Source organism: Rodentibacter sp. JRC1 (assembly GCF_020521555.1).
GTDB classification, from domain to species: Bacteria; Pseudomonadota; Gammaproteobacteria; order Enterobacterales; family Pasteurellaceae; genus Rodentibacter; species Rodentibacter abscessus.
This window is the reverse complement of record NZ_BPWA01000001.1, coordinates 1,059,670-1,086,214: the sequence shown is the minus strand read 5'-3', so window position 1 is coordinate 1,086,214 and position 26,545 is coordinate 1,059,670. Positions and strand designations below refer to the sequence as shown.

The following is a 26,545-nucleotide window of genomic DNA, read 5'->3' as shown; positions in this document are numbered from 1 at the left end:
TGAGCTTGCAGGGCTTTGGTGTTATCTTTGCTCACCACTTGTTTGCCTGTGCGTTTTTCCTGTTCTTGGCGTGTCACTTCCGCCAGCCATAATTTAAACGGTTCAGCTTTTGGGCTAGGAATAGACTGAATAAGTCGCAACAATTGCTCCACATCTGCCACGTCAGTTAATCGCATTTTTCCGTCTTTGGAAGACATTTTCAAACCGTGACAATTTGTCACGGTTTCATTCCCTTCAGCTTTTAGGCGTTGTTTGAGCTTTCGCCAGTAGGCGGTGGGATCGCTGCTTTCTGTTAAAACTGAAATAACATCTACAATGGAAAAATACCATTTTTCTTGTTCTTCGTCCCAGTGGGAACGGATATTCTTCTGTTCAAAAAGTTTAATTTCATTCGGCATTATCAGATTCCTTTTTCCATAAAAACAGGAATATTATACATTTCACTGTTTTTATAAACAGGTATTTTGTTTAATTTTACGATCTAGATCGCAAATTTAGCCCCCCGCAATTGCTCGAAATACTGACAATTTATCTTGTGCTTGCAGTAAATAATCCTCCCATTGGTTTTTCGGGATAATTTGCTGATTCACCGCTACCGCCAAACCGTTTTGATTAGGGTAATGTTCGCTAATAAGATCGGCTAATGAAAGTGCGGTAGAAATTTCCAGTGTTTTTTCATTTAAGTGAATTTGCATTATTTTTCCTTTTTTAGATTGCAGATATGGCACTTTGTATTTTTTTGTAAACGAAAGGTTTGCCATTCCAGTGTTTTTCCGTCAAAACATCTCAATATCCCCTCACAAGAAATAGGCAAACCGATTAAGTATTTTAAGGCTTCTAAGGCTTGGATACTGCCCATTATGCCGACGATAGGCGGTAAAATACCTGAGGTTTTACAGTTTAGGGAAGGGATCTCCGTTTCGGGGAATAAGCAAGCGTAACAGCCTTGATCGTAAGGTGGTAAAATACCGAGCAATTGTCCGTTGAAACCTACTGCGGAAGCCGAAATAAGCGGTTTATTTGCTTGTACACAAGCCTGATTAACGGCATGTCTCGTTGGCATATTATCCGAGCAATCTAGAACTAAATCGGCTTGAGCAACCCATTTGGGTAAGTTACAAGTGGTCAATTTTTCGGGAATTTTTACCGCTTGTACCGTTGGATTAACCGCTGTTAAGCGTTTAGCCGTAGCGGTCGCTTTCGGTTGGTTGATGTCTGCGACAGTAAATAAAATTTGTCGCCCGAGATTGCTGATTTCAACTTTATCGTGATCGGCAAGTAATAATTTGCCTACGCCGGATCCTGCCAAATAACGGGCGATAGGCGAGCCGAGTCCGCCTAGTCCTACGATCAATACGGTGCTTTGAGCGAGTTTTGCTTGTCCACATTCGCCACATTCTTCGAGCAGCATTTGGCGGCTGTAACGCAAAAAATCCTGATCGTTTAACATTTTTGCTCCATTAAACCTTGAAGATGATTTACCGCATTTCGCCAATTTTCCGCTTGGGTAATGGCGGTAACAACCGCAATGCTCCCCACGCCTAAGGTTCGAATAGGGCTAAAATGCTCGGCTTTAATCCCTCCAATCGCCACTAAGGGGGTATCGTTGAGTAATTCCGCATATCGAGCCAGATTAGCAAGCCCTTGTGGTTGGCTTGGCATTTGCTTCGTTTGGGTTGGGAAAATATGTCCAAGTGCGATATAAGAAGGGCGGAGCGGTAAAACTCGCATTATTTCAAAATAGCCGTGTGTGGATACGCCGAGCCGTAAGCCTGCATTAGCGATGGCATTTAAATCTGCTGTAGCTAAATCTTCCTGCCCCAAATGCACACCGTATGCCTGATGTTTAATCGCCAACCGCCAAAAATCATTGATAAATAACCGAACTGCAAATTTTTTGCCTAATTCGACCGCTTGCATAATCAAGGGCTCGGCTTGTTCAGCGGTGAGATTTTTCAGACGTAACTGCATTGTTTTCACTCCAGCGGAAATCAACCGCTCGATCCATTCTAGGCTATCGACTACAGGGTACAATCCTAGTTTAAGCTCGGTTTTAGCAAAAGTTTTTTCAGAAGGGGTGAGCGGTGCTGAAGCAAGTACGGTATCGGGGAAAATTGACAGCCTGTTAGGATAGCCTAAGTGTTTAAGCGAGCAAAGTGCGGTCTGTCCACGGCTTGTTTTTTCTGCCAGCCCTTGCTGTAAATAGGCAGTAGCGACCGTGATTGCATCTTCAAGGGAAAAGCCCCTTGCGAGCATTGCACAGCAAGCGGACGCATAAGTACAGCCAGTGCCGTGTGAATTGATACTTTCAAGGCGAGAATGGCGGAAGTGGTAAGTTTCTTTTGGTGTAACCAAATAATCCACCACAATTTCACCCTGCCAAATAAAATGTCCGCCTTTTGCTAATACCGCTTTTATGCCTTGTTTGAGCAAGATTTTACAGGCAGAAATGACCGCACTTTCGTTTTCTACCGACACCCCCGAGAGTAATTCCAACTCCGTCCCATTAGGAGTGATGAGATCAATTTGCGGATACAGCACGGCTTGAACCAACGGTAAGGATACGCTATCAGAAAGGGTTTGCCCTGAACTGGCGACCGCCACAGGGTCATAAACCACCACTAGCGGTTTGGGGGAATTGGCCCGAATTTGAGCGATATATTTCGCCAAAATCTGTACCTGATTAGCATTGCACAGCAAGCCGATTTTAATGCCATCTGGGTAGCCCTGTACTAGCAAGGCTTCAAACTGTTGGCGGAAAGTATCATCATCAACAGGGGTAACGCATAGCACGCCCTTTGGGTGTTGAGCGGTAACACTTGTTACAATCGAATTGCCGATTACCTCAAAATCTCGAAAGGTGTGTAAATCCGTCTGTAATCCCGCCCCTGCACAGGAGTCCGAGCCTGCGACTGTCCATAAAATTTTGGTCTTCATATTCTTTTCTGTTTATTTTTCAAATGTTTGATTGAAACTGACCGCTTGTGGTGGGCAAATTTTTTGCCCACCTTGCGATCTACACCTTCTGATAAATCTCCCCTCCCGATTGGGTAAATTTTTCTGCCATTTGCTCTAGCCCTGCTTTTTGTTCAAGTTCTTTAGCGTAATCCCGCACATCTTGAGTGATTTTCATTGAGCAGAATTTCGGGCCGCACATTGAGCAGAAATGAGCGACTTTGCCTGATTCCTGTGGGAGTGTTTGGTCGTGGTAAGCCCGTGCTGTTTCTGGGTCGAGAGAAAGATTAAATTGATCTTCCCAACGAAATTCAAAACGGGCTTTGGACATTGCGTTATCCCGAATTTGGGCGGAAGGGTGTCCTTTGGCGAGATCGGCGGCGTGGGCGGCGATTTTATAAGTGATTAAGCCCTGTTTTACGTCTTCTTTGTCGGGCAAGCCGAGATGCTCTTTCGGGGTAACATAGCAGAGCATTGCACAGCCGTACCAGCCGATCATCGCCGCTCCAATACCGGAGGTAAAATGGTCGTAACCGGGGGCAATATCGGTGGTGAGTGGCCCGAGTGTATAGAAGGGAGCTTCGGCACAATGTTCAAGCTCTTCGTCCATATTACGTTTGATCATCTGCATTGGGATATGTCCCGGCCCTTCGATCATCACTTGCACGTCATATTCCCACGCTATTTGGGTGAGCTCGCCGAGGGTGTAAAGTTCGCTAAATTGGGCTTCATCATTGGCATCTTGGATTGAACCGGGGCGTAAGCCATCGCCAAGGGATAATGCCACATCATAAGCGGCACAGATTTCACAAATTTCACGAAAATGGGTGTAGAGAAAATTTTCTTGATGATAGGTCAAGCACCATTTCGCCATAATCGAACCTCCTCGAGAGACAATACCCGTGAGGCGATTGGCGGTCATCGGCACATAGCGAAGGAGTGTGCCTGCGTGAATAGTGAAATAATCTACCCCTTGTTCCGCTTGTTCAATCAGGGTATCTCGAAACACTTCCCACGAGAGATTTTCTGCTACTCCATTGACTTTTTCTAAGGCTTGATAAAGGGGAACGGTACCAATTGGCACGGGGCTGTTACGCAAAATCCATTCACGGGTTTCGTGAATATTACGTCCTGTGGAGAGATCCATTACCGTATCCGCTCCCCAACGGGTTGCCCACAGGAGTTTTTCTACCTCTTCTTCAATCGAGGAGGTTACCGCTGAATTGCCGATATTGGCATTGACTTTCACGAGGAAATGTCGTCCGATAATCATTGGTTCGCTTTCGGGGTGGTTGATATTGCACGGAATAATCGCACGTCCTGCTGCCACTTCTTGACGGACAAATTCAGGGGTAATTTTATCGGGGATTACCGCTCCAAAACCGTTGCCTAAATGTTGCTGTAAAAGCACCGCACTTTTAATCCGCTCCCGCCCCATATTCTCCCGTATAGCGATAAATTCCATTTCTGGCGTGATAATGCCTTGCTTGGCGTAGTACATTTGGGTTACACGCTTGCCTGCTTTAGCTTTCAAAATCGGGCGGGTGGTTTTCATTCGTAGATCATCAAGGGTAATATCTTTCGATCGGGCTTGTGTGTAGGCGGAATTGGCTTGGGAGAGAGTTTCGGTATCAGCACGTTCGGCAATCCAGTTGGCTCTAAGGGCTTTAATGCCTTGTGTAACATCAATGGTTTGGCTTTCATCACCATAAACGCCTGAGGTGTCGTAAACAGGAATTGGCTCGTTGGGTTCATATTGCGGATTTTCTTTTGTGCCGCCGATTAAGGTTGGGCTAAGGTGAATTTCCCGCATTGGCACTTGAATATCGGCACGAGAGCCTTGCAAATAAATTCGTTTTGAGTTAGGAAATTGTTGCGGTTTAAGGCTGTGGATAAATTGCTGTGCCGACCGGCGTTTTTCACGGCGGCTTGGATTTGGATTGTTCGGTAAATTTGACATAGAAATCACTCCTTGAGATAAAAGTAAATTTCTTGTCTGAAGCGACCGCTTGTTAAACCTAACAAGCGGTAATATTTGTGAGATGTTTTACACCTTGTTCCCTACGCAGGTATTAACCTACAGGTTCAACGGATCTCGCTTTGCGATCTCAGCCAATGGCACTCCGACAAGATTTTTCTATTCTAGAGCGTAACTTTTTGTGAAGCAAGGGAATCATTCAACTTTTTATAACTGTTTTTCACCGTCCTAAATAGCTATCCCAATCTTTCCAAACGGGTTGTAGCCCTTTGGCAAGCAGGGCTTTTGCCACTTCTAAAGGGGGGCGTTCATCATAGGGCGAAAATTGGTCGAGTTGTTTTTCTGTATTGGCATAGCCGCCCGGTTGGGTTTTTGATCCTGCGGAAAGGGTATTGATGGCAATCGGAACGACATTATCGCGAAAATAAGGCGATTCACGAGTGGAAAGGGAAAGCTCTACTTCCGGGGAAAACAAACGAAAAGCACAGATTGCTTGTAAAAGTTGTTTATCCGTCATTGTGGAAGCCGGTTGTACACCGCCCACACAAGGTCGCAAACGAGGGAATGAAATAGAATAACGGCTTTTCCAATAGCGATTTTGTAGATAATTTAAATGTTCGGCAACGAAATAGAGATCCGTTCGCCAATCGTGAGAAAGCCCGATTAACGCACCTAATCCAATCTTATCAATTTCAGTCCGCCCTAATCTGTCTTGGCTCTCCAAACGGTAGAGAAAATCCTGTTTATTGCCCCGCAAATGATGTTTGGCATATTCAGTCGCATTGTAGGTTTCTTGATACACCAGCACACCGTCTAGCCCGAGTGTTTTTAACTCTGCATATTCTTCACTTTTGAGTGGTTGTACTTCCATTAGCATTGCACTAAAGTGCGGTCGAATTTTGGGAAGATTTTGCCGAAAATAATCCATTCCCACTTTTTGTTGATGTTCACCGGTAACGAGTAAAATATGTTCATAACCCATCGCCCTAATCGCTTCACATTCTGCCAAAATTTCCTGCTCGTTTAAGGTTTTCCGTTTAATCGGATTGCTCATCGAAAAACCGCAATAGGTGCAATCATTTTTGCATAAATTTGACAGATACAGGGGTAAATAAAACGACACCGCATTGCCGAACCGCTGGCGGGTAAGCTGTTGCGCGAGCTGTGCCATCGGCTCTAAGTAAGTTTCGGCGGCGGGGGAAAGCAATGCCATTAAATCATCCAAATTTCTGACCGCACTTTGCAGGGCTCGTTCCACATCGGCAGCAGTTTTGGCTCGCAGTCGTAATGCTAAATCGTCCCAGTTTAGCATCTGCCAGTAGTCGGGAAAGGAAGAATAGAGGTTTGACATTGAAAAATACTCCAAAAGTGAAAAGTAAATTTCTTGTCTGAAGTGAACGCTTGTTTGACTAACAAGCGGTAATTTTTGTGAGAGGTTTTGTAACCTTGTTCCCTACGCAGGTATTAACCCACAGGTTCAACGGATCTCGCATTGCGATCTCAGCCCAACGGCACTCCGACAAGAGAAGTCATTCTAAAAGCTAATGGTATGTGAAGCAAGGTAAAGTTGCACAAAGTGAAAAGTAGCAACTGTGGAAGAATGTTAGATAAGGGCTTCACACTTTTAAAAAGAGAAAAAAATAACCGCACTTTTAAAGTGCGGTCGAAAAATTAATGATTTTCTTTCGGTAGGCGAATAAGAGCAAAAAGGAAGCCGCCCCAAATTACGCCAAGCGCGATAATCATCATAATAATTGCACTAGAACTCATCTTATTCTCCTTTTAATTCTATTGTAAGTTTGGTTTCGCTTTTCCATTTTAAGCGTGAAAGAATAAATGCGACAACGAGTAAGCTGACTGCCATTCCCCATCCGAAGATATTGATAAACCAGCTTGGATAACCTTCGTAACCTTCAGAGAAAACTTTCGCACCTTCACTAAATAGCATAAATGCAAGAATACCTGTCGTGAGTACGATACATAAACGCCAGAAAAAGCCGACTTTAAAAGATGAGGTTTCGTTCAAATGATCGCCTAATAAGCCTAATTTTTCATTGGCAACGATGGCGATCAATGATACGAATGCCACGGCAATCCCTTTAGTTAATCCATTGTTAATCGCACTTTGAATGGTCAGCATCATTGCAGGGCTGGGCAAGGCAGCAATTAACAAACTTGATAAGAAAAAATAACCTAGTAAGCTAATATCCATTATATTTACCCTATATTAAGACTTTTTCAAGGTGGGCAAAAAATTGCCCACCTTACAACTAACTCCTACGATTAGGTAAATTTCTGCTACTAGATATGTCCTAATATTTCAAAAGCAATAAGATAACGACATCCTTCTTCAAGAGCTTTTGAACCGTGTAACACATTTTGGGGTAAAAATATCACATCTCCTGATTTACATATCCTACTTTCATTTTCATAATAAAACTCCATAGAACCTTCTAATATTATTAGGGTTTCACTATTTTCGTGTTTATGCCAAATATGTTCTTTAAAAGGCTGATCCTGCTGTAATTCGACACAGCCCTGATTAGGAAGACAATTCATAAAAAATGAATAATCTTTATTTAATGCGATATGCTTAAATTTAATGGTCATAATAAGCTCCTTACTTTAGTTTATGAAATGGACATTTAATATTGATTTCATTAGTATCATCAAGAAAATATTGTTTCCATTCTCTATTATTTTTATCTCCATACTTACCCAAGTAAGGAGATTGAGAAATAAGATCATATTTTTCAAGTCTTTCTCTTACGGTCTTAAATGCAACTTCTGCTTTTTCTTCACTACCTAATAAATCATCAAAAACCCAACGGGGTTGAAAAGTTAAAATAAACCCTGTGCTTCTACGACTTTGTCGTTTCTGGTGTGCTGGTGTTGTACACACTACAAAAATTAATTCACCATTAAAGGAAAACTCCCACATTGGCGTATCTAATTCTGCAGGAATACTATCTACAGGCTTGGCATAATCTAAATCAGATAATTCTTTCAAAATCCCCCAAAATTTTGAATGATATTCTTCTAGTGTACTAATTTGATTAGGTTTTTCAAAAATAACTAACGAAGTATAATTACCATAAGATTTACAATATTTCAGATAATCCCTTAAAACATTTGCTAAATATATTGGCTCAATATTTTCTTGAAATACATATCTAATTTGATCTTTGGTAAATCCTTTTACACCAAAAACGCAAGGAAAAGGTCTAACTTTATTCATAAAACTAGCTTCTAGTTATTTGAATACAATATCCTGCCATTTATCTAACTTTAACCCTTTTAATTCTTTTCTAGATAATAATTTATTATCTTCATCATTTACTATTAAATATTTTTCAAAGATTGCTCTTACCTTTCTTTCATCTTGATTAAGTTTTTCTAAGTCATCAGCGACAAGCCAGACAATACCTATAATATTAGTAAGATCTTTTGTTAGTGGTAATTTTTTTCCTTCTTCAAAGAAGATTTTACCTCCAGAGAAGGTTGATATTTGAGAAAACTCAGCTTCCAATAAATCACTATTTTGAATATATGTGTCATAATGAGTATTGATTAAAAATACAATTTTTCCATTAGTTTTTAACTTAGATTTGCCATTAACTTTCAACCGATCATTTGTGTAAAGATACACTAAGCTATTTAATAAATCAGGTTGATAGCATTGTTTAAATAGCAATGGTGCAACACCTCCATGCAGCCTTGCTCCTGCTTCAATCATCACAGTACGCTCATCGTTATGAAATAGTTCCATATGAACGGCACCATAATTTATTTTTAATGCTTTGACACATTGTTTGGCATAATCTATTAATGATTGGTAGTTTGAATTATTAGGATCTAAGATGTTTAGTGATTTATAAACAAATTTACTTTGGTTGAAAATACCTTTTTCATATTTACATAATGAAACGATAAAGATCTCATTTTGATTTACAATCATATCTACAACATATTCTTGTGAAGATATGTATTCCTGAATGATAAAATGATCATTTTGATTACCAAATAAATCATTGCTTTTCCATTGTTCTTTCATCAAATGTTCAAGCAAATATATTTTATTTTGAAAAAATAATACATTATCACTACCAGCTGATTTTAATGGCTTAAGAACGAATGATTTATCTTCAGGTAATTGATTAACAATTTTATGGTAATTATTTATATTAATTTTATATGTTTCAATATAATCTAATTTATTTTCTTTCAATGCTTGTTGCATTGTATATTTATCTCTCCTTAGTTCACTACTATTACTAGAATTACCTTTTACGCCATAATATTCAGATAACAAATCACCAGTAATAGTTCCTGCTTCTGAACCAACAATTACCCCATCAATTTGATGAAATTGTTCCTTTACTTCATTTATTGACATAAGATACTTGTTCTCAAATCCTTCACCAGTATAAGATGACTTCATATAATTTGAGATTTTTTCGCTAGAAAGCACTGAATAAACTTTATGCCCTTGTTTCTTTAAAGCTGGGGCGATTAAAGAACCTGTTGAAAATGGGTCAACAATAATATAGGTTTTCATAATTGCTCCTGTTTAGTAAAAAATTTATTAAAAACAAATGAAATAAGAATAAAAAGACCAATAATAGATAATATTATTCTAGAAGTATTTAATTCAATAATGTTCTCTGAAATAATTAACCCAATGATTACAGAACCTAGAGATTGAAAGAATACATAAAAGAAAGTGCTGATTTCTCCCATTTTATGAGATAAATAAGGTGTTTTTGCATAATCCAACATTATTTTTCTAAGGTAAATCCTGACAGTATTAATACAAAAACCAATGAAGAAGCTAGAAGTTATAGCTATAGTGATAGAAGAAGCGTAGCTATAAATATAATCCATACTAAGTAATGCTAAAATAAAAGCAAATATAGGTATTCTTTTTAGCGTAATAAAAGAAGCTATAAATGCCCCAATACCTGCTATTCCACTGGCATAACCAAATATTTCGGAATCCCATTGATTTAGATCTTGGAAAATGATGGTTGAAAGTAAATTAAAAGCTGAAATATGAACGCCAATAAAAGCCAAAGATAAGCTAAATAAATAGAGTGGTTTAGTAGGTTTTTCTTTATTATCTTTTAATAAAGAAATTTTATTGACAGGTGATAGTTGTACGTCAAAATATTTATTATATAAAAATACGAAATTTATTAATAATTCAAACAATGATAAGAATAAAATTAGATTTAGGTAACCAAATCTCTTAATGATTAATCCGGCTATTACAGCCCCTAAAAATGCACCTGATTGTAATACTGTTTGCATTACTCGAGAGGCAATGTCTGATGAAATATCTTGTTGATTAACGAAATAAGAGTTATAGGTTTCATAAGTAGTCAATGTAAATACATTAACAATTCCAAATAAAATAATTGTTATAAATAGACCATAAAAAGTTTCTGCAATATTAATAAAGATTAAACTTAAAATAAGAACATAAAGTATAATTCTCATCATATACAAGCGTTTTAAAGTTAAACTCTTCATATATTTTTTTGAGAAAATTTTCTTAAAAATATAGGGTACACTTGCTCCTAAACATAAAGTTAAACCAAGAAAAAAAGGACTATTTGTAATTGCTAATGATGCCCAAATCATACCGATCATCATTCCCATATCAGTAAAATATAGCAATATTAGCGAGCCATAAAAGAAAACTACAGGCGATCTTATGTTGTGCATAATGAACTCCGTATGTAACTTAAAAGTAAAAAATGTTACAAAAATGTTTATATAATGTTTCTTCTTACTTTTCAACTATCTTTACAATTAATTTGTCGAAAGATAAATCTCCCCACCCGATTGGGTAAATTTTTCTGCCATTTGCTCTAAGCCAGTTTGTTGTTCTAAGGTTTTGGTATAATCTCGCACATCTTGGGTGATTTTCATTGAGCAGAATTTTGGTCCGCACATTGAGCAGAAATGGGCGACTTTGCCTGATTCTTGTGGGAGGGTTTGGTCGTGGTAAGCCCGAGCGTTTTCAGTTCGTCATATTCTTCACATTTGAGCGGTTGTACTTCCATCAATATCGCACTAAAGAGCGGTCGAATTTTGGGGAGATTTTGTCGAAAATAATCCATTCCCACTTTCTGTTGATGCTCGCCCGTCACCAGTAAAATATGCTCATAGCCCATTGCTTTAATGGCTTCACATTCCGCCAAAATTTCTTTTTCATTCAAAGTTTTACGCTTTATCGGATTGCTCATTGAAAACCCGCAATAGGTACAATCATTTTTGCAAAGATTAGATAAATACAACGGAAGGTAAAACGACACCACATTGCCAAACCGCTGACGGGTGAGTTGTTGAGCCAGCTGTGCCATCGGTTCTAAGTAGGCTTCGGCTGCAGGTGAAAGCAACGCCATTAAATCGTCCAAATTTCTGACCGCACTTTGTAAGGCACGTTCCACATCGGCGGCGGTTTTGGCTCGTAACTGTAACGCTAAATCGTCCCAGTTTAGGGTTTGCCAATAATCGGGAAAGGAAGAAGAAAGGTTTGACATCGAAAAATACTCCAAAAGTGAAAAGTAAATTTCTTGCCTGAAGCGACGACTTGTTTGATTAACAAGCGGTAATTTTTATGAGGTGTTTTGCAACCTTGTTCCCTACGCAGGTTTTAACCCACAGGTTCAACGGATCTCGCATTGCGATCTCAGCCAACGGCACTCCGACAAGTGAGGGTATTCTAAAAGTTAATATTGTGTGACGCAAGGTAAAATCGGTTTTATTACAAAATACGGAAAAAATAACCGCACTTTAAAAGTGCGGTCGAAAAATTAACATTATTATGTAGCGGTTACACAAATTGCCGTAGGGTGCAGTTAGGCGAAGCCGTAACGCACCGATACATAATCAAACTAATTATTTTCTTTTGGTAGGCGAAGGAGAGCATAAAGGAAGCCGCCCCAAATTACGCCAAGTGCGATGACCATCATAATAATTGCACTAGAGCTCATCTTATTCTCCTTTTGATTCTATTGTAAGTTTGGTTTCGCTTTTCCATTTTAAACGGGAAAGAATGAATGCGACAACGAGTAAGCTAACCGCCATTCCCCAGCCGAAGACATTGACGAACCAGCTTGGATAGCCTTCGTAGCCTTCAGAGAAAACTTTAGCCCCTTCACTGAATAGCATAAATGCAAGAATACCTGTCGTAAGTACGATACATAAACGCCAGAAAAAGCCGACTTTAAAAGATGAGGTTTCGTTCAAATGATCGCCTAATAGTCCTAATTTTTCATTTGAAACGATGGCGATAAGCGACACGAATGCCACGGCAACGATACCGAAATAGTTCACGAATTTATCGAATACATCAAGCATCGGTAAGCCGGTTGTCGTGCCGAATAAAATGACGGAAACAAACATCATCGGCACGCCCACGATAAAGGTGACTTTCGCACGGCGAATGCGAAGTTTGTCTTGAATTGCGGAAATAATAACTTCAATCACGGATATAAAAGAAGTTAATGCGGCAAAGGTTAATGAACCGAAGAACAAGACACCAAGTACTTCCCCGAACGGTGCTTTGTTAATGATGGTTGGAAATGCAAAGAATGCCAAGCCGATCCCGCCTTTTGCCACTTCACTCACCTCTTGACCTTGAGCGGTGGCGATAAAACCTAATGCGGCGAATACGCCGATACCGGCTAACAGTTCAAAGCTACTGTTTGCAAAGCCCACCACTAAACCGCTACCGGTTAAGTCCGATTCTTTTTTGAGATATGAAGCGTAAGTCACCATAATCCCGAAACAGATCGAAAGCGAGAAGAAAATTTGTCCGTAGGCGGCAATCCATACGCTTGGATTGGAAAGTTTAGACCAATCAGGTGTAAACAATGCATTTAAGCCTTTTTCCGCACCGGGTAAAAAGAGAGAATAGATCACTAATGCGATAAACATTACCACAAGTACCGGCATTAAGATTGATGAAGATTTCGCAATCCCTTTCTGAATGCCCATAGAAAGTACGAGCAATGCGATCACCCATACGGCGATTAAAGGACCGGTTACCATTCCGACAAATTCAAAACTCACACCGTTGGCAATATCACCCATTTTTAAAAACTCACCGATGAAGAAATCGATCGGTTTATCTCCCCAAGCGCCACTGAAGGAAAAATAGGTATAGCTTGCAGCCCAACCTAAAACAACCGCATAATATAAGCCGATGATCACATTCACCATTACCTGCCACCAGCCGAAGACTTCAAAATGCGGACTAAAACGGCGATAAGACAACGGCGCACCGCCACGATGACGATGACCGATCGCATAATCTAAGAATAATAAAGGAATCCCTGCGGTTAGTAAGGCGATAAGATAAGGAATAATAAATGCACCACCGCCGTTTTCGTAAGTGGTGTAGGGGAAACGCCAGATATTGCCTAAGCCCACAGCGGAGCCAATAGCGGCTAAAATGAACGCTTTGCGACCCGAGAAGGTTTCTCGCTTTTGAGTAGATTTCGCCATAAAATTGTTCCTATATAAAAAATGAAAAAGAGCTCAAATATAATGAAATCTTCTATCTAGTCAATAAAATTGATAAAAGTGCGGTTAAATTTAGGGAATTTTTTAAAAAAAGATCAGTCTATAAGAAGATTTTTTAACAACAAGGAACATTTTATGGATTTTAATCAAATTCTAAATCAAGTCGTTAACATTGCGAAAAATTCCGCAAGTAATTTACAAACCGGTAATCCGACCTTGGATAAGGTGACTAAAGTGGGAGGTGGCGCAGCGGTTGCCGGTATTCTTTCGATGATTTTAGGGCGTTCAGGAGGCGCAAGTTTGGCAAAACTCGGTTCATTAGCCGTGCTTGGTAATTTGGCGTATCAGGCGTACCAAAATTATCAGAAAAGCCAACAGACACAACCGGTTATGTCAGAAAGCGAATTTGATGTGCTAAGTTCATCCGCTCAACAAGATAACAGTGCGTTAATTTTGCGAACAATGATCGCAGCTGCGGCGGCAGACGGTGAAATTACCGAAGAGGAAAAACAAACGATTGCCAATGAAATCGGTGATAATGCAGAGCTTGCGCAATGGATTGAAATGGAAATGACAAATCCGATTAGCATTAGTGAAATCGCACGCCAAGTGGGTGATGATACGGCGCTGGCGGCAAACGTTTATCTTGCCGCACGGTTAGTGAGTAAAGACTTATCACGTAAAGAGATCATTTTCCTCGCTAACCTTGCCGAAGCCTTAGGTTTAGATGAAACGCTTGTTGAACAATTAGAAAAACAAGCGGGTTTTTAACCGCACTTTTCACTTATAAAAGTACGACAAGATAATTTGTCGTGCTTTTTTCGTTTTTTTCCCTTTTTCCCCCTACCAATACAAGAAAATTTCGTTACAATGCAAAGTCCTACTTAATAAAAATTAAACAAATTAGGATTAGCAAACATGACCGGTGCACAACTCATTATGGAATGCCTAAAGGCACACCATGTTACAACGCTTTTCGGCTATCCCGGTGGTGCGATTATGCCCACCTATGATGCGCTCTATGATGCAAATTTAGATCATTTACTTTGCCGTAACGAACAAGGGGCGGCGATGGCGGCTATCGGCTATGCTCGTTCTACGGGCAACGTCGGCGTATGTATTGCCACCTCTGGCCCGGGGGCGACCAACTTAATCACAGGTCTTGGCGATGCGATGATGGATTCCGTTCCTATTATTGCCATTACCGGTCAGGTTGCTGCGCCTTTAATCGGTACCGATGCTTTTCAAGAAGCGGATGTGCTGGGCTTATCTTTAGCCTGTACCAAACACAGTTTTATCGTGCAAAGTGTGGATGAATTAGCCGATGTTTTTGCTAAAGCCTTTGAAGTCGCTCAAAGCGGTCGTCCGGGTCCGGTGTTAATTGATGTACCACGAAATATCCAAGCAGGCGAAGTGCCGGCTCATATTCAAGCCTACGTAAAAACACCGACAAAACCGACCGCACTTTCCGAAAGTACGCTTGAACAAGCCAATGAATTGCTAAAAAACGCCAAAAAACCGGTGCTTTATGTAGGCGGCGGCGTAGGAATGGCAAAAGCCGTGCCGGCATTACGTGAGTTTTTACTACAAACCCAAATGCCGTCTGTTTCAACTTTAAAAGGGCTGGGGGCGATTAATCCTACCGATGATGTGTATATGGGAATGATCGGTATGCACGGCACAAAAGCGGCAAATTTTGCCGTACAAGAATGTGATTTATTGCTTGTATGCGGTGCGCGTTTTGATGATCGTGTCACCGGCAAACTCGATACTTTCGCCCCTCATGCCAAAGTGATTCATTGCGATATTGATGTAGCGGAAATTAATAAACTTCGTCAGGCTGATATCGCTTTGCAAGGCGATTTAATTCAAGCGTTAAATGCACTCAAGCAGCCGCTTGATATTGAACCTTGGCGTGCGCACATTCGTGATCTTAAGGCAAAACTGGATTTCACTTATGTTGATAACGTAGGTGATCGCCCGATAGATCCTTGGGCATTGCTCAATACCCTTTCTAATCGCAAACCGAAAAATGCCGTGATCTGTACCGATGTGGGGCAGCACCAAATGTGGTCGGCACAACATATGCAACATTTCGCACCGGAAAATTACATCACCTCGGCAGGGTTCGGCACAATGGGCTTCGGTTTGCCGGCAGCTGTGGGGGCGAAAAAAGCCCGACCGCAAGATGAAGTGATTTTAGTCAGCGGGGACGGCTCGTTTATGATGAACGTGCAAGAACTGGGTTCAATTAAACGCGGCAATTTACCGGTGAAGATCTTGTTATTGGATAATCAGCGTTTGGGGATGGTGCGCCAGTGGCAGGATTTATTCTGGAACAAACGCCGTTCTGAAACCATCTTAGAAGACAACCCTGATTTTGTGATGCTCGCCAATGCGTTTGGCATTCCTGCCGAGCGAATCGAACGGGCGGAAGAAGTGGACGGCGCACTTACAAGATTGCTAGAAAGCGACACGGCGTATTTATTACAAGTGTGTATTCCGCCGGATGATTGTGTTTGGCCGCTTGTTCCGCCGGGTGCATGCAATGCCGATATGGTGGAGGAAATATAAATGAATGAATATCAAATTGAACTCACCGCCAACCATCGCCCCGAAGTGTTAGAACGCATCTTGCGTGTGGTACGCCACCGAGGCTTTACCGTAACAGCAATGGAAATGGCACTCATCGAACAAAAAGTGCGGTTAAAAATCACCGTAAAATCCGACCGCACTTTAGATTTGCTGGTCAATCAGTTGGTGAAGTTGCCGGACATGGTGGAGATAATAAATAAATGAGAAAGTTAGTATCGCTTTGGTTGTTAAGTTTTCTTCTATTCGGTTGCACAACAACGGATAGAAAAGAGGTATCAAAACAAACAGAAGTTATTCGAGCATTTTTTATTGCAAATAATAGTGTTTATGCAATAGGGGATTTAAATAGCTACCAATTTTCTTCTTCTAAATCTTCAGATGTTCAATTTTTTATAGAATTTTTGAATTCTCAATATATGAAAGCTTTTAAAAGTGCTCGTATAAGTAGCATCGAAAGAAATATTGAAGATAATAAAATTGAAGCATCTATATCTATTGAACTTGATAATAAAAAGTTAGCCGAATCAAAAAAAGAAGAAATATCCACTAGGTATGATGTGTATAAATCTACACAAGGAAACCCTGATCTATATTTTGAAATAACTAACGGTGAAATTTTGAAACTCCAAAATAGAGATGAAATTTTGTCTAAGGGAAAATTATCAACGCCATTAAGAACAAATTTTATTGAGTATAAAACTTCAACAAAGTTTGATTTCAAGGAAACTAAAGAGGGGCTTGCAATGGGGGTTGTTTGGGGAGGAGTTGGTATTATTATGATTCCTTTTGCAATAATATCGCTACCATTCCAAGCTGTAGATATGCTATCTAAATAACGAAATGAATTAATCTAAAAAATTTACTTGGAGAGATTATCAATGCCAAAACTACGTTCAGCGACCAGTACACAAGGTCGTAATATGGCAGGCGCACGCGCATTATGGCGTGCTACGGGAATGAAAGAGCAGGACTTCGGCAAACCGATTATTGCGGTGGTGAACTCATTCACCCAATTTGTGCCGGGGCACGTGCATTTAAAAGATATGGGGCAGCTTGTTGCCAAAGAAATCGAAAAAGCAGGCGGTGTGGCAAAAGAATTCAACACCATTGCGGTGGATGATGGTATTGCGATGGGGCACGGCGGAATGCTTTACTCCCTACCAAGCCGTGATTTAATCGCCGACAGCGTGGAATATATGGTCAACGCCCATTGTGCCGATGCGATGGTATGTATTTCCAACTGTGACAAAATTACGCCGGGAATGTTGATGGCGGCGATGCGTTTAAATATTCCGACTATCTTTGTTTCCGGTGGGCCGATGGAAGCGGGAAAAACCAAACTTTCCGATCAACTGATTCGTTTGGATTTAGTTGATGCAATGATTGAAAGTGCGAATCCGAATGTATCTGATGAACGGGTTGATGCGATTGAACGTAGCGCCTGCCCGACTTGCGGTTCTTGCTCAGGAATGTTTACCGCAAATTCAATGAACTGTTTAACGGAAGCGCTTGGTTTGAGTTTACCGGGCAACGGTTCAATGCTGGCGACTCATGCTGATCGTAAAGAATTATTTCTAAAAGCCGGTCGTCAAATTGTAGAACTTTGCAAACGTTATTATGAACAAGATGATGAAAGCGTATTGCCACGTGCGATAGGTACGTTTGAAGCCTTCGAAAACGCGATGAGTTTAGATATTGCTATGGGCGGTTCAAGTAATACCGTCTTACATTTACTTGCGGCTGCGCAAGAAGCAGGTGTCGATTTCAAAATGGAAGATATTGACCGCTTATCACGCAAAGTGCCTTGTTTAAGTAAAATTGCACCGAATACCAACAAATATCATATGGAAGATGTTCACCGTGCCGGGGGCATTATGGGGCTATTAGGGGAACTTGATCGCGCAGGTTTAATTCACCGTAATACCAATACCGTATTGGGTATGACCTTAGAACAACAATTAAACCGATACGATATTATCCGTAACCAAGACGAAAACTTGCATAAGTTTTTCCGTGCAGGTCCGGCCGGTATCCGCACAACGGAAGCCTTTTCACAAGATTGCCGTTGGGATAGCGTGGATGATGACCGTGTAAACGGTTGTATTCGCAATAAAGAAAACGCCATTTCACAAGAAGGCGGTTTGGCAGTGCTATTCGGTAACATTGCGAAAGACGGTTGTATTGTAAAAACCGCCGGTGTAGATGAATCTATCTGGAAATTTACCGGTACGGCAATCGTATTTGAAAGCCAAGAAGATGCCGTTGCCGGCATTTTAGGCGGTAAAGTACAAGAGGGCAATGTGGTCATCATTCGTTACGAAGGGCCAAAAGGTGGGCCGGGAATGCAAGAAATGTTGTATCCGACCAGCTACTTAAAATCTATGGGATTAGGCAAAAAATGTGCCTTATTAACGGACGGACGTTTCTCCGGCGGTACCTCAGGCTTGTCTATCGGACACGCTTCGCCGGAGGCGGCTTCAGGTGGTGCGATTGGTTTAGTACGTGATGGCGATATCATTAATATTGACATTCCGAACCGTGCAATTAACCTTCAAATCAGCGATGAAGAACTTGCTACCCGCCGAGCGGAACAAGATAAAAAAGGCTGGCAACCGGCAAACCGCCAACGTGAAGTGTCATTTGCTCTGAAAGTATTCGGTCATTTTGCAACTTCTGCGGATAAAGGTGCGGTGCGTGATAAAACGCTTTTAAAATAAAATTATAGGGAGTGGATTAATAACAATCCACGCACGATATATAAATCTCCCTCTTCGTGCGTGCAACAACGTTCACCCCCTACAAAGTGCGGTTGTTTTTCTCTTATTTTTTATACCTGAGACTTTCGATATTATGTAGCAGTTGTACAATCATTGTAGGATGCCTTAAGCGAAGCTGTAATGCACAGTTAACAAGATTTAATGATGAAATGGTGCGTTACGCAAAGCCCAACGCACCTTACCCAAAAATATCGGATATAACATTATTCTCTTTGTGCGACCGTTACATAATACCGGAAATTTTGACCGCACTTTTCGTAAGTGGGCAATGCCCACCAATAATCTTTTTATATTAATGACAGGCAATCTCTGCCTACGAGCAATATTATGAAAAACCTACTTACCAATCTTCAACCGACTCAAAACGATTATATTAATGCGGTGGTAAAACTTGGCTCACGTGTTTATGAAGCCGCAACCGTTACACCATTGCAAAAAATGGGTAAATTATCAGAACGCATACGTAACAATATTTGGATAAAACGCGAAGATCGCCAGCCGGTAAACAGTTTTAAATTGCGTGGCGCATACGCAATGATTTCTAGTCTTTCACCGGAACAAAAAGCGGCGGGCGTGATTGCCGCCTCTGCCGGCAATCACGCCCAAGGTGTGGCATTATCTGCAAAACAACTTGGTTTGAAAGCCTTGATTGTGATGCCGCAAAATACGCCGAGCATTAAAGTGGACGCAGTGCGTGGTTTTGGTGGCGAAGTACTGCTACACGGGGCAAATTTTGACGAAGCCAAAGCAAAAGCCCTTGAACTTTCCAAAGAAAAACAAATGACATTTATTCCGCCCTTTGATCACCCTCTTGTGATTGCGGGTCAGGGAACGCTTGCTATGGAAATGTTACAGCAAGTGGCGGATTTGGATTATGTTTTCGTACAAGTCGGCGGTGGTGGTTTAGCTGCCGGCGTAGCGTTAGTCCTAAAACAATTTATGCCTGAAATTAAAGTGATCGGTGTGGAATCCAAAGATTCGGCGTGTTTAAACGCAGCATTGGATAAAGGCGAACCGGTCGATCTTGCCCACGTAGGATTATTTGCCGATGGTGTGGCGGTGAAACGCATTGGTGATGAAACTTTCCGTTTATGTCAGCAATATCTTGATGATATGGTGTTGGTGGAAAGCGATGAAGTTTGCGCAGCAATGAAAGACTTGTTTGAAAACGTACGTGCCGTCTCAGAACCTTCCGGTGCACTCGGGTTAGCGGGGTTAAAAAAATACGTGAAACAGCACAATATTCAAGGCAAAAATATGGCAGCGATTTTATCCGGTGCAAATTTGAATTTTCATACTTTGCGTTACGTTTCCGAGCGTTGCGAAATCGGTGAAAATCGAGAAGCTTTGCTTGCGGTAACAATGCCGGAACAGCCGGGCAGTTTCTTAAAATTTGTTCAAGTATTAGGCAGCCGTGCCGTAACGGAATTTAGCTATCGCTATGCCGATGATAAACGCGCCTGCGTTTTTGTGGGGGTGCGTACCACAGACGAACAAGAAAAAGCGGATATTATCGCTGATCTCACACGAAACGGTTTTGATGTGGAAGATATGTCTGATGATGATATTGCGAAAACCCATGTTCGCTATCTAATGGGCGGTCGTGTTGCAAGCCATAGTGAACGTCTTTACACCTTTGAATTTCCGGAACAAAAAGGCGCATTATTGAAATTCCTAGAAACCTTGCAAAACCGTTGGAACATCTCATTATTCCATTATCGCGCCCATGGCGCGGACTATGGCAACATTCTCGCCGGCTTTCATCTTGATGAATCCGAACAGCTAGAATTTGAACGGGTTTTAGCACAGTTAAATTATGTGTATGAAGACGTTACGGAAAGCAAATCTTATCGCTATTTTTTACGTTAAAAACAATCCTAAAAATAACCGCACTTTATGGGGGAAAGTGCGGTCGTTTTGCTCTCTTTTATTTCACAAACCCACTAAATTTCAATTCGTAATCATCGCCGTCTCGGGAATATTTGATATAGCGGGGGAATTGTTCACCGGCGAATTTTTTCACCATAATATCCTTATTGCCCGTTTTGAAGGTATAAGTGATTTCAGTAACTTTTTGTTTATTTTCATCAATTTGTTTTTCACTTTTCTTCACTTTCACGTTTTCCATTGGGTATAATTTTTTACCATTGGTGATTTGGAAGCTGTTTGGTAGTTTATCGTAATAGCTCAGTTGAAATGCCATCGTAAATAAGTCAAAAGTTGGGAGTGTTAAAGGCTCCGTTTTCAATCCATTTTTCACTTTGCCGTATTCAATGGTACTTGGAGAAATTTTTGAGATAGCGTAAGGCTTACCATTTCGGGTGTCTTGATAATTTACCATTTTGAATTGGGTCGGAGTTTGTGTTCCACGGGAAAAGAACACGATATTGTAAAGCGGAATGTTGATTTTTGCATTAACGGAATATTGCGATCCGTCTGCTTTGAAGTGAACATAGGCCGGCATTAAATAATTTGAGCTGTATTTAACATTGTAATCAGCGGCCGACCAGGCGGTCGGAATATAGATCATAAGTGTCGCAAAAAGGATTTTGAATAACTTCATTGATGTTCCTTATTTTGAAAGAAATGATGTTTTTAGAGACAAATTTTAATAATAGGTTCAGGATAAATAAAAACGGTGCATAATGCACCGCTTTTTTACTATCCGGTTTTATTAGAGAAGTACATTGGCTAATAGTAAGCCGATAACCACACTAAATACCATACTTAATAAGCCCGGTAACATAAAACTGTGGTTGAATATGTATTTACCGATTTTTGTTGTACCGGTGGTATCAAAATCAATGGAAGCAATGATCGGACCGTAGTTAGGCACGAAGAAGTAACCGTTCACCGCAACAAACACCCCGATTAAGACCGGTGCCGGAATGCCTAATGCAATCCCTAATGGGAACAACGTTGCAACGGTTGCACCTTGGCTATTCACCAGTACGGAAAGGACGAATAACGCAAGCGCAAATGTCCAAGGAGCGGTCTCTACTAAGTTTTTCACCATTTCTTTTACTTCTGCCATATGTGCTTGCATTAATGTATCCCCTAGCCAAGCGATACCTAAAATGGCAACAACGGCACGCATACCGGCGTGAAAGACGGAACCTTTGGTTATTTCCGTGCTATCCGGTTTGCAGGTTAGAATGATTAATGCGCCGATGGAGAGCATAATGATTTCAATCGTATGTGCCATTCCCATTGGTTTTCCGTCAAACATAGGGCGTAGACTCGGTATTGCACCCATTAACACGACGAGTAGTGCTCCGAATAAAAACAATGCTACGGAAATTTTTGCCGTGTTACTGACTTCCAGTTCTTTTACGTTTGTAGAAGAACTAAGTGCATCGGCGTAATTCGGATCTTTTAGACGACGTTGATATTCCGGATCGTCTTTAAGTTCTTTTCCCATTTTGTTCACAAAGATACAGGCTAGAAAGATGCCTAAAAGGGTTGCCGGGATAGTAACGATTAATACATCACCAAGATGAATCCCTTGAGGTTCAAGGTAGGCAACTACTGCAACCACAGCAGCAGCGATCGGGCTTGCAACAATTGCAAATTGAGAGGCGATAACCGCCATTGAAAGCGGGCGTTCCGGACGGATGCCATTTTGACGACTTACTTCGGCAATAACCGGCAATACCGAATAGGCTACGTGACCGGTACCGGCTAAGAATGTAAATAACCAAGTGACCGCCGGTGCGATAAACGTGATGTGCTTCGGATTACGGCGTAAAATTTTGGTTGCGATTTTAATCATATAATCCAAGCCGCCTGCAGCTTGCATTGCCGATGCTGCGGCAACGACTGACATAATCATAAACATTACATCGATCGGTAAACCGGCGGGCTTTAATCCAAAGCCGAATGAAAGAATGGCAAGGCCTAAACCGCCAAATACGCCTAAACCGATACCACCAACCCGTGCACCGACAAGAATACACAATAGCACGATGGCAAATTGTAATAAAAACATTGCAGACATACTGCCCCCTAAGTTTGATAAAAAGAAATTGTTATTCTGCTATTATAAATTGCGCGCTAATATAGCAACAAATAGGTGCCGATTCTATAATTTAGATCAATAAAAAACCGAACCTAGCTATAAAATAAAAGTGCGGTCAATTTTGGACTTTATTTTCGTTATTTAGAAATCCTCAAAATATTGTTGAATCACTTTCGGATCTTTGGTTTGTGTTAAAGCGAGTTGTAATAACACACGTGCTTTTTGCGGATTTAATGTGCCGGAAGCGATAAAGCCATATTGAGAATCATCTACTTCGGCATCACGGGTTGTGTAACCGGTTGGCACGCGGGAAGAGCGTACGACTGCAATGCCATCTTTTGCGGCTTTTTCTAGGCGTTCTAAATGAGTCGCGTTCACATTGCCATTCCCGACACCGGCTGTCACAATGCCTTGATAACCGGCATCTAAAAGTGCATTTAACGGTTCAATCGGTGCATTAGAATAGGCATAAATGATGCCTACTTTCGGAAGACTATCCAATTTCTCAACATTAAAAGGCGTATTAACGGTATGTTTACTTTCCGGAGAACGTTCATAATCTACTTTGCTGTTATGAATATAACCTAACGAACCAAAATTTGGTGAATGGAAAGTTTGAACCGCAGTTGTGCTGGTTTTTGTTACATCTCGAGCGCCAAGCACTTCGTTATTCATTGCGACTAATACGCCACGTCCGGCGGATTTTTTATCCGTAGCAACAACCACCGCGTTATATAAATTTAATGGACCATCGGCACTTTTTTCCGTTGCCGGTCGCATTGCGCCCACCAATACTATCGGTTTTTCACATTTTACGGTCAGATCTAAAAAATAGGCGGTTTCTTCCATCGTATCCGTACCATGTGTAATAACAAACCCATCCGTGTTTTTACATTGCACATTGATAGCTTTTGTAAGCTTCAACCATACTTCATCCGTCATATCTTGCGAACCGATTTTCACAATTTGTTCACCTTTAATGTTCGCAATATTTTTCATTTCAGGTACGGCTTCAATTAAAGTATCAACATTAAGTTGCCCCGCTTTATAAGCAGAATTAACCGAACTTTGACCGCTACCGGCAATCGTACCGCCGGTCGCTAGAATCGTAATATTCGGTAATTCGGCGGCATTTGCCATTGAAACTCCTAAAAATAAAGAAAATGCTAATTTATTTAATTTCATTGAAGACTCCTTGAGATAAAATTTGGGCTATCATCTACCTAAATAGTCCTGTATGGAATCATTAAAAATTAAATTTATGATCTCGATCACAAAATATTTTCTAAGCGTCATTGTTAGTATAACCGGGTTATTTTTTTAGCGACAAATAAAGTTGTATTAATCTTAACCTAATCTAAGTGAAGATGGAGCAAATGCCGATTTTTGAAATGACGCAAACAACTCATTTTTCGTCTAGTAATGTGAAAAGTGCGGTCGAATTTGACCGAACTTTTTGGAGTTATGCGACATAATGCCTTAAATTCGTAGTAGTTGCACAAATCATGGTAGCAGTTACACAGAACTGAAATAATCTGACTTGTAGTTTGGATATAAAAATAAGAATTTTTTTGAAAGATAACGCAAGTGCGGTTATACTTAGCCCCTATTTCAGCCGAATATTGATTGACATATTATTGGAACAACAATGCAAGAATTTCTACCTGATGCAATTCAATTTGCTCAAAAGCACACTTTATTAACGGTTTCTTGGTTTGCTATTTTTGCCGTAGTGATTTACACCTTTTTTAAATCTGCGACTGAGAAATTTAAAACGATTCAACATCCTGAAGCTATTCGTTTAATAAATAATGAAGACGCGGTGGTTATCGATCTTCGTACTTTAGATGAATATCAACGCGGTCATATCATTAACAGTATTAACCTTCTTCCAACCGATATTAAAAATGCAAATTTAGGTAAAATCGAGCAACATAAAGAAAAACCATTAATTTTAGTTGATGTGAATGGTATTTCTGCGCCAACTTCTGCGGCATTATTAACTAAGCAGGGTTTTTCGCGCGTTTATGTATTAAAAGAAGGTATTGCCGCTTGGATGGGGGCAAATTTACCGATTGTTAAAAAACACAAATAATAAGGAATTGATTTATGTCAGAACAAAACCAACAACCTGAAGTAGCGTCAGAGGAATCACAAGCCGTATTACAAATTCAACGTATTTACGTAAAAGATGTCTCTTTTGAAGCACCGAATCTTCCGCATATTTTTCATCAAGAATGGAAACCTAAACTGGGTTTTGATCTAAGCACGGAAACCGTGCAATTAGGTGATGATTTATACGAAGTAACCTTAAATATCACCGTTGAAACAACGATGGAAGATTCCGGGGATCTCGCTTTTATCTGTGAAGTAAAACAGGCGGGCGTATTTACAATTAGCGGGTTGGAAGATATGCAAATGACGCATTGTCTAACTTCTCAATGCCCAAATATGTTATTCCCTTATGCCCGTGAATTGATTTCAAGCCTGGTGAACCGTGGTACGTTCCCGGCATTAAATCTTTCTCCGGTGAATTTTGATGCTCTATTCATTGAATATATGAATCGTCAGCAGGAAGCGGCGGAAAACGCACCTGCTGAAGAAGCAAAAGAAACCCAACATTAATTTTTTGACAAAGAAGGGCAAGTCTTGGGCTTGCCCTTTGTTTTTGAGGAGATTCTATGACACCTCAATCACCGATTACTGTACTTGGCGCAGGCTCTTACGGAACAGCGTTAGCGATTTCTTTTTCACGTAACGGTTCGCCGACCTATCTTTGGGGGCATAATTCTACGCACATTCGACAAATGCAGGCTGAACGCCAAAACCGTCATTTTTTACCTGATATTCCTTTCCCTGATGAACTGTATTTAGAATCGGATCTTGTCCAAGCCCTAAATCGTTCGCGAGATATTCTCATTGTTGTGCCAAGTCACGCTTTCAATGAAATTCTCAGTAAAATTCAACCGCACTTACAGCCTCACCATCGACTTATTTGGGCAACGAAGGGATTAGAACGCGATACAGGGAGACTTTTACAAGAGGTAGTGGAAGAACAACTTGGTACAAGTTATCCGCTTGCCGTACTTTCAGGCCCGACTTTCGCGAAAGAACTCGCGCAAGGTTTACCGACTGCGATCACCTTGGCTTCTAATAATGAACAATTTGCCCTTGAGTTTCAGGAGCGAATCCATTGTAGTAAACATTTTCGTGTGTATATAAATATGGATATGATTGGTGTTCAACTTGGTGGCGCAATTAAAAATGTGATTGCGATTGGGGCTGGAATTTCCGATGGAATGGGTTTTGGTGCGAATGCCCGTACTGCTTTGATTACTCGAGGTATTGCCGAAATTAGCCGTTTAGGGGCTTCACTTGGTGCAAATCCTCATACTTTTATGGGAATGTCCGGGTTAGGCGATCTAGTGCTTACCTGTACCGATAATCAATCACGTAACCGCCGCTTTGGTTTAATGCTTGGCGAAGGTTTGGATACTCAAACGGCAATGGACAAAATAGGACAGGTAGTGGAAGGATTTTATAACACCAAGGAAGCCTATTTACTTGCAAAACGACAAGGCGTAGAAATGCCGATTACGGAACAAATTTATCAAATACTCTTCTGTGGCAAATCCGCACAGGATGTCGCACATAGCTTATTAGGACGCGAACGCAAAGGTGAATAAG

At 40.8% G+C, this 26,545-nt stretch carries 25 protein-coding genes, 2 pseudogenes and 3 riboswitches; of the genes and pseudogenes, 9 read left to right on the top strand and 18 right to left on the bottom strand.

What is annotated here, in order from left to right; all coding sequences use genetic code 11:
• Positions 1–74 precede the first annotated feature (74 nt).
• From HEMROJRC1_RS04810 to HEMROJRC1_RS04740, 15 genes and pseudogenes are all read right to left on the bottom strand, one after another.
• Positions 75–398, bottom strand: a pseudogene (locus tag HEMROJRC1_RS04810) (Bro-N domain-containing protein); the annotation flags it as partial.
• A gap of 96 nt (positions 399–494) precedes the next feature.
• Entirely contained in the window at positions 495–695 is a 201-nt protein-coding gene (gene thiS, locus HEMROJRC1_RS04805) for a sulfur carrier protein ThiS (RefSeq protein WP_226691877.1), read from the bottom strand.
• Complete coding sequence (locus HEMROJRC1_RS04800; protein WP_226691876.1) at positions 695–1,450, bottom strand: HesA/MoeB/ThiF family protein; 756 nt, start codon at positions 1,448–1,450, stop codon at positions 695–697. Before HEMROJRC1_RS04800 ends, thiS begins: the two co-directional genes overlap by 1 nt.
• Positions 1,444–2,937, bottom strand: a complete 1,494-nt coding sequence (gene thiE / locus HEMROJRC1_RS04795; protein ID WP_226691875.1) for a thiamine phosphate synthase — start codon at positions 2,935–2,937, stop codon at positions 1,444–1,446. The genes HEMROJRC1_RS04800 and thiE overlap by 7 nt, the downstream gene beginning before the upstream one ends.
• Positions 2,938–3,016: 79 nt before the next feature.
• Positions 3,017–4,915: a phosphomethylpyrimidine synthase ThiC gene (gene thiC / locus HEMROJRC1_RS04790; RefSeq protein WP_226691874.1), complete on the bottom strand. Its 1,899-nt coding sequence runs from the start codon at positions 4,913–4,915 to the stop codon at positions 3,017–3,019.
• Between the two features lie 81 nt (positions 4,916–4,996).
• A riboswitch (TPP riboswitch) is annotated at positions 4,997–5,091 on the bottom strand.
• Positions 5,092–5,153: 62 nt separating this feature from the next.
• Positions 5,154–6,284 (bottom strand): 2-iminoacetate synthase ThiH, encoded by a 1,131-nt coding sequence (gene thiH, locus HEMROJRC1_RS04785; RefSeq protein WP_226691873.1) that lies wholly within the window; start codon positions 6,282–6,284, stop codon positions 5,154–5,156.
• 82 nt (positions 6,285–6,366) lie between these two features.
• Positions 6,367–6,462, bottom strand: a riboswitch (TPP riboswitch).
• Positions 6,463–6,604: 142 nt separating this feature from the next.
• Entirely contained in the window at positions 6,605–6,703 is a 99-nt protein-coding gene (locus tag HEMROJRC1_RS04780; RefSeq protein WP_226691872.1) for a methionine/alanine import family NSS transporter small subunit, read from the bottom strand.
• Between the two features lies 1 nt (position 6,704).
• Entirely contained in the window at positions 6,705–7,145 is a 441-nt protein-coding gene (locus HEMROJRC1_RS04775) for a hypothetical protein (protein ID WP_255618268.1), read from the bottom strand.
• 89 nt (positions 7,146–7,234) lie between these two features.
• Entirely contained in the window at positions 7,235–7,543 is a 309-nt protein-coding gene (locus HEMROJRC1_RS04770) for a cupin domain-containing protein (RefSeq protein ID WP_226691871.1), read from the bottom strand.
• Positions 7,544–7,553: 10 nt separating this feature from the next.
• A complete protein-coding gene (locus HEMROJRC1_RS04765; protein ID WP_226691870.1) occupies positions 7,554–8,171 on the bottom strand; it encodes a YqcI/YcgG family protein in 618 nt (205 codons plus the stop codon).
• A gap of 15 nt (positions 8,172–8,186) precedes the next feature.
• On the bottom strand, positions 8,187–9,491 hold the full coding sequence (locus HEMROJRC1_RS04760; protein ID WP_226691869.1) for an ATP-grasp domain-containing protein: 1,305 nt from the start codon (positions 9,489–9,491) through the stop codon (positions 8,187–8,189).
• Entirely contained in the window at positions 9,488–10,588 is a 1,101-nt protein-coding gene (locus HEMROJRC1_RS04755; protein ID WP_226691868.1) for a hypothetical protein, read from the bottom strand. The genes HEMROJRC1_RS04760 and HEMROJRC1_RS04755 overlap by 4 nt, the downstream gene beginning before the upstream one ends.
• Before the next feature lie 446 nt (positions 10,589–11,034).
• Positions 11,035–11,301: pseudogene (locus HEMROJRC1_RS10920) on the bottom strand (radical SAM protein); the annotation flags it as partial.
• A 262-nt stretch (positions 11,302–11,563) separates the two neighbouring features.
• A riboswitch (TPP riboswitch) is annotated at positions 11,564–11,658 on the bottom strand.
• 177 nt (positions 11,659–11,835) lie between these two features.
• Complete coding sequence (locus HEMROJRC1_RS04745; protein ID WP_226691866.1) at positions 11,836–11,934, bottom strand: methionine/alanine import family NSS transporter small subunit; 99 nt, start codon at positions 11,932–11,934, stop codon at positions 11,836–11,838.
• A gap of 1 nt (position 11,935) precedes the next feature.
• Positions 11,936–13,450 carry a sodium-dependent transporter gene (locus tag HEMROJRC1_RS04740; RefSeq protein ID WP_226691865.1) on the bottom strand — a complete coding sequence of 505 codons (1,515 nt, stop codon included), beginning with the start codon at positions 13,448–13,450 and terminating at the stop codon, positions 11,936–11,938.
• A gap of 153 nt (positions 13,451–13,603) precedes the next feature.
• Between HEMROJRC1_RS04740 and HEMROJRC1_RS04735 the strand changes: the two genes are divergently transcribed.
• From HEMROJRC1_RS04735 to ilvA, 6 genes are all read left to right on the top strand, one after another.
• A complete protein-coding gene (locus HEMROJRC1_RS04735) occupies positions 13,604–14,239 on the top strand; it encodes a tellurite resistance TerB family protein (RefSeq protein ID WP_226691864.1) in 636 nt (211 codons plus the stop codon).
• Between the two features lie 147 nt (positions 14,240–14,386).
• Positions 14,387–16,042 (top strand): acetolactate synthase 2 catalytic subunit, encoded by a 1,656-nt coding sequence (gene ilvG / locus HEMROJRC1_RS04730; RefSeq protein WP_226691863.1) that lies wholly within the window; start codon positions 14,387–14,389, stop codon positions 16,040–16,042.
• A complete protein-coding gene (gene ilvM / locus HEMROJRC1_RS04725; protein ID WP_226691862.1) occupies positions 16,043–16,267 on the top strand; it encodes an acetolactate synthase 2 small subunit in 225 nt (74 codons plus the stop codon).
• A complete protein-coding gene (locus HEMROJRC1_RS04720) occupies positions 16,264–16,899 on the top strand; it encodes a hypothetical protein (RefSeq protein WP_226691861.1) in 636 nt (211 codons plus the stop codon). Before ilvM ends, HEMROJRC1_RS04720 begins: the two co-directional genes overlap by 4 nt.
• A gap of 42 nt (positions 16,900–16,941) precedes the next feature.
• Positions 16,942–18,780 (top strand): dihydroxy-acid dehydratase, encoded by a 1,839-nt coding sequence (gene ilvD / locus HEMROJRC1_RS04715; protein WP_226691860.1) that lies wholly within the window; start codon positions 16,942–16,944, stop codon positions 18,778–18,780.
• A gap of 387 nt (positions 18,781–19,167) precedes the next feature.
• Positions 19,168–20,709, top strand: a complete 1,542-nt coding sequence (gene ilvA, locus HEMROJRC1_RS04710) for a threonine ammonia-lyase, biosynthetic (RefSeq protein ID WP_226691859.1) — start codon at positions 19,168–19,170, stop codon at positions 20,707–20,709.
• A gap of 58 nt (positions 20,710–20,767) precedes the next feature.
• Here ilvA and HEMROJRC1_RS04705 read toward each other — a convergent pair whose 3' ends face one another.
• The 3 genes from HEMROJRC1_RS04705 to ansB all read right to left on the bottom strand — a co-directional run bounded on the left by HEMROJRC1_RS04705 (position 20,768) and on the right by ansB (position 24,043).
• Positions 20,768–21,403, bottom strand: a complete 636-nt coding sequence (locus HEMROJRC1_RS04705) for a hypothetical protein (protein ID WP_226691858.1) — start codon at positions 21,401–21,403, stop codon at positions 20,768–20,770.
• Positions 21,404–21,514: 111 nt separating this feature from the next.
• A complete protein-coding gene (locus HEMROJRC1_RS04700) occupies positions 21,515–22,837 on the bottom strand; it encodes an anaerobic C4-dicarboxylate transporter (protein ID WP_226691857.1) in 1,323 nt (440 codons plus the stop codon).
• A 162-nt stretch (positions 22,838–22,999) separates the two neighbouring features.
• Positions 23,000–24,043, bottom strand: coding sequence for an L-asparaginase 2 (gene ansB, locus HEMROJRC1_RS04695; protein ID WP_226691856.1), 1,044 nt, complete (start codon positions 24,041–24,043; stop codon positions 23,000–23,002).
• A gap of 463 nt (positions 24,044–24,506) precedes the next feature.
• Between ansB and HEMROJRC1_RS04690 the strand changes: the two genes are divergently transcribed.
• The 3 genes from HEMROJRC1_RS04690 to gpsA are packed head-to-tail and all read left to right on the top strand — an operon-like array spanning position 24,507 to position 26,544.
• Entirely contained in the window at positions 24,507–24,953 is a 447-nt protein-coding gene (locus HEMROJRC1_RS04690; RefSeq protein ID WP_226691855.1) for a rhodanese-like domain-containing protein, read from the top strand.
• Between the two features lie 14 nt (positions 24,954–24,967).
• Positions 24,968–25,483, top strand: a complete 516-nt coding sequence (gene secB / locus HEMROJRC1_RS04685; RefSeq protein ID WP_226691854.1) for a protein-export chaperone SecB — start codon at positions 24,968–24,970, stop codon at positions 25,481–25,483.
• Positions 25,484–25,539: 56 nt separating this feature from the next.
• On the top strand, positions 25,540–26,544 hold the full coding sequence (gene gpsA / locus HEMROJRC1_RS04680) for an NAD(P)H-dependent glycerol-3-phosphate dehydrogenase (RefSeq protein WP_226691853.1): 1,005 nt from the start codon (positions 25,540–25,542) through the stop codon (positions 26,542–26,544).
• Position 26,545: the final 1 nt, after the last annotated feature.

Bases quoted from the DNA above. Each gene is read 5' to 3' on its own strand.
- thiH (WP_226691873.1), bottom strand. From the start codon at position 6,284: ATGTCAAACCTCTATTCTTCCTTTCCCGACTACTGGCAGATGCTAAAC.
- ilvM (WP_226691862.1), top strand. From the start codon at position 16,043: ATGAATGAATATCAAATTGAACTCACCGCCAACCATCGCCCCGAAGTG.
- HEMROJRC1_RS04765 (WP_226691870.1), bottom strand. From the start codon at position 8,171: ATGAATAAAGTTAGACCTTTTCCTTGCGTTTTTGGTGTAAAAGGATTT.
- ilvG (WP_226691863.1), top strand. From the start codon at position 14,387: ATGACCGGTGCACAACTCATTATGGAATGCCTAAAGGCACACCATGTT.
- HEMROJRC1_RS04800 (WP_226691876.1), bottom strand. From the start codon at position 1,450: ATGTTAAACGATCAGGATTTTTTGCGTTACAGCCGCCAAATGCTGCTC.
- thiS (WP_226691877.1), bottom strand. From the start codon at position 695: ATGCAAATTCACTTAAATGAAAAAACACTGGAAATTTCTACCGCACTT.
- ilvA (WP_226691859.1), top strand. From the start codon at position 19,168: ATGAAAAACCTACTTACCAATCTTCAACCGACTCAAAACGATTATATT.
- HEMROJRC1_RS04705 (WP_226691858.1), bottom strand. From the start codon at position 21,403: ATGAAGTTATTCAAAATCCTTTTTGCGACACTTATGATCTATATTCCG.
- HEMROJRC1_RS04755 (WP_226691868.1), bottom strand. From the start codon at position 10,588: ATGATGATCGGTATGATTTGGGCATCATTAGCAATTACAAATAGTCCT.
- HEMROJRC1_RS04740 (WP_226691865.1), bottom strand. From the start codon at position 13,450: ATGGCGAAATCTACTCAAAAGCGAGAAACCTTCTCGGGTCGCAAAGCG.
- HEMROJRC1_RS04700 (WP_226691857.1), bottom strand. From the start codon at position 22,837: ATGTCTGCAATGTTTTTATTACAATTTGCCATCGTGCTATTGTGTATT.
- thiC (WP_226691874.1), bottom strand. From the start codon at position 4,915: ATGTCAAATTTACCGAACAATCCAAATCCAAGCCGCCGTGAAAAACGC.
- HEMROJRC1_RS04735 (WP_226691864.1), top strand. From the start codon at position 13,604: ATGGATTTTAATCAAATTCTAAATCAAGTCGTTAACATTGCGAAAAAT.
- thiE (WP_226691875.1), bottom strand. From the start codon at position 2,937: ATGAAGACCAAAATTTTATGGACAGTCGCAGGCTCGGACTCCTGTGCA.
- gpsA (WP_226691853.1), top strand. From the start codon at position 25,540: ATGACACCTCAATCACCGATTACTGTACTTGGCGCAGGCTCTTACGGA.
- secB (WP_226691854.1), top strand. From the start codon at position 24,968: ATGTCAGAACAAAACCAACAACCTGAAGTAGCGTCAGAGGAATCACAA.
- HEMROJRC1_RS04760 (WP_226691869.1), bottom strand. From the start codon at position 9,491: ATGAAAACCTATATTATTGTTGACCCATTTTCAACAGGTTCTTTAATC.
- HEMROJRC1_RS04770 (WP_226691871.1), bottom strand. From the start codon at position 7,543: ATGACCATTAAATTTAAGCATATCGCATTAAATAAAGATTATTCATTT.
- ilvD (WP_226691860.1), top strand. From the start codon at position 16,942: ATGCCAAAACTACGTTCAGCGACCAGTACACAAGGTCGTAATATGGCA.
- HEMROJRC1_RS04745 (WP_226691866.1), bottom strand. From the start codon at position 11,934: ATGAGCTCTAGTGCAATTATTATGATGGTCATCGCACTTGGCGTAATT.
- ansB (WP_226691856.1), bottom strand. From the start codon at position 24,043: ATGAAATTAAATAAATTAGCATTTTCTTTATTTTTAGGAGTTTCAATG.
- HEMROJRC1_RS04720 (WP_226691861.1), top strand. From the start codon at position 16,264: ATGAGAAAGTTAGTATCGCTTTGGTTGTTAAGTTTTCTTCTATTCGGT.
- HEMROJRC1_RS04780 (WP_226691872.1), bottom strand. From the start codon at position 6,703: ATGAGTTCTAGTGCAATTATTATGATGATTATCGCGCTTGGCGTAATT.
- HEMROJRC1_RS04690 (WP_226691855.1), top strand. From the start codon at position 24,507: ATGCAAGAATTTCTACCTGATGCAATTCAATTTGCTCAAAAGCACACT.
- HEMROJRC1_RS04775 (WP_255618268.1), bottom strand. From the start codon at position 7,145: ATGGATATTAGCTTACTAGGTTATTTTTTCTTATCAAGTTTGTTAATT.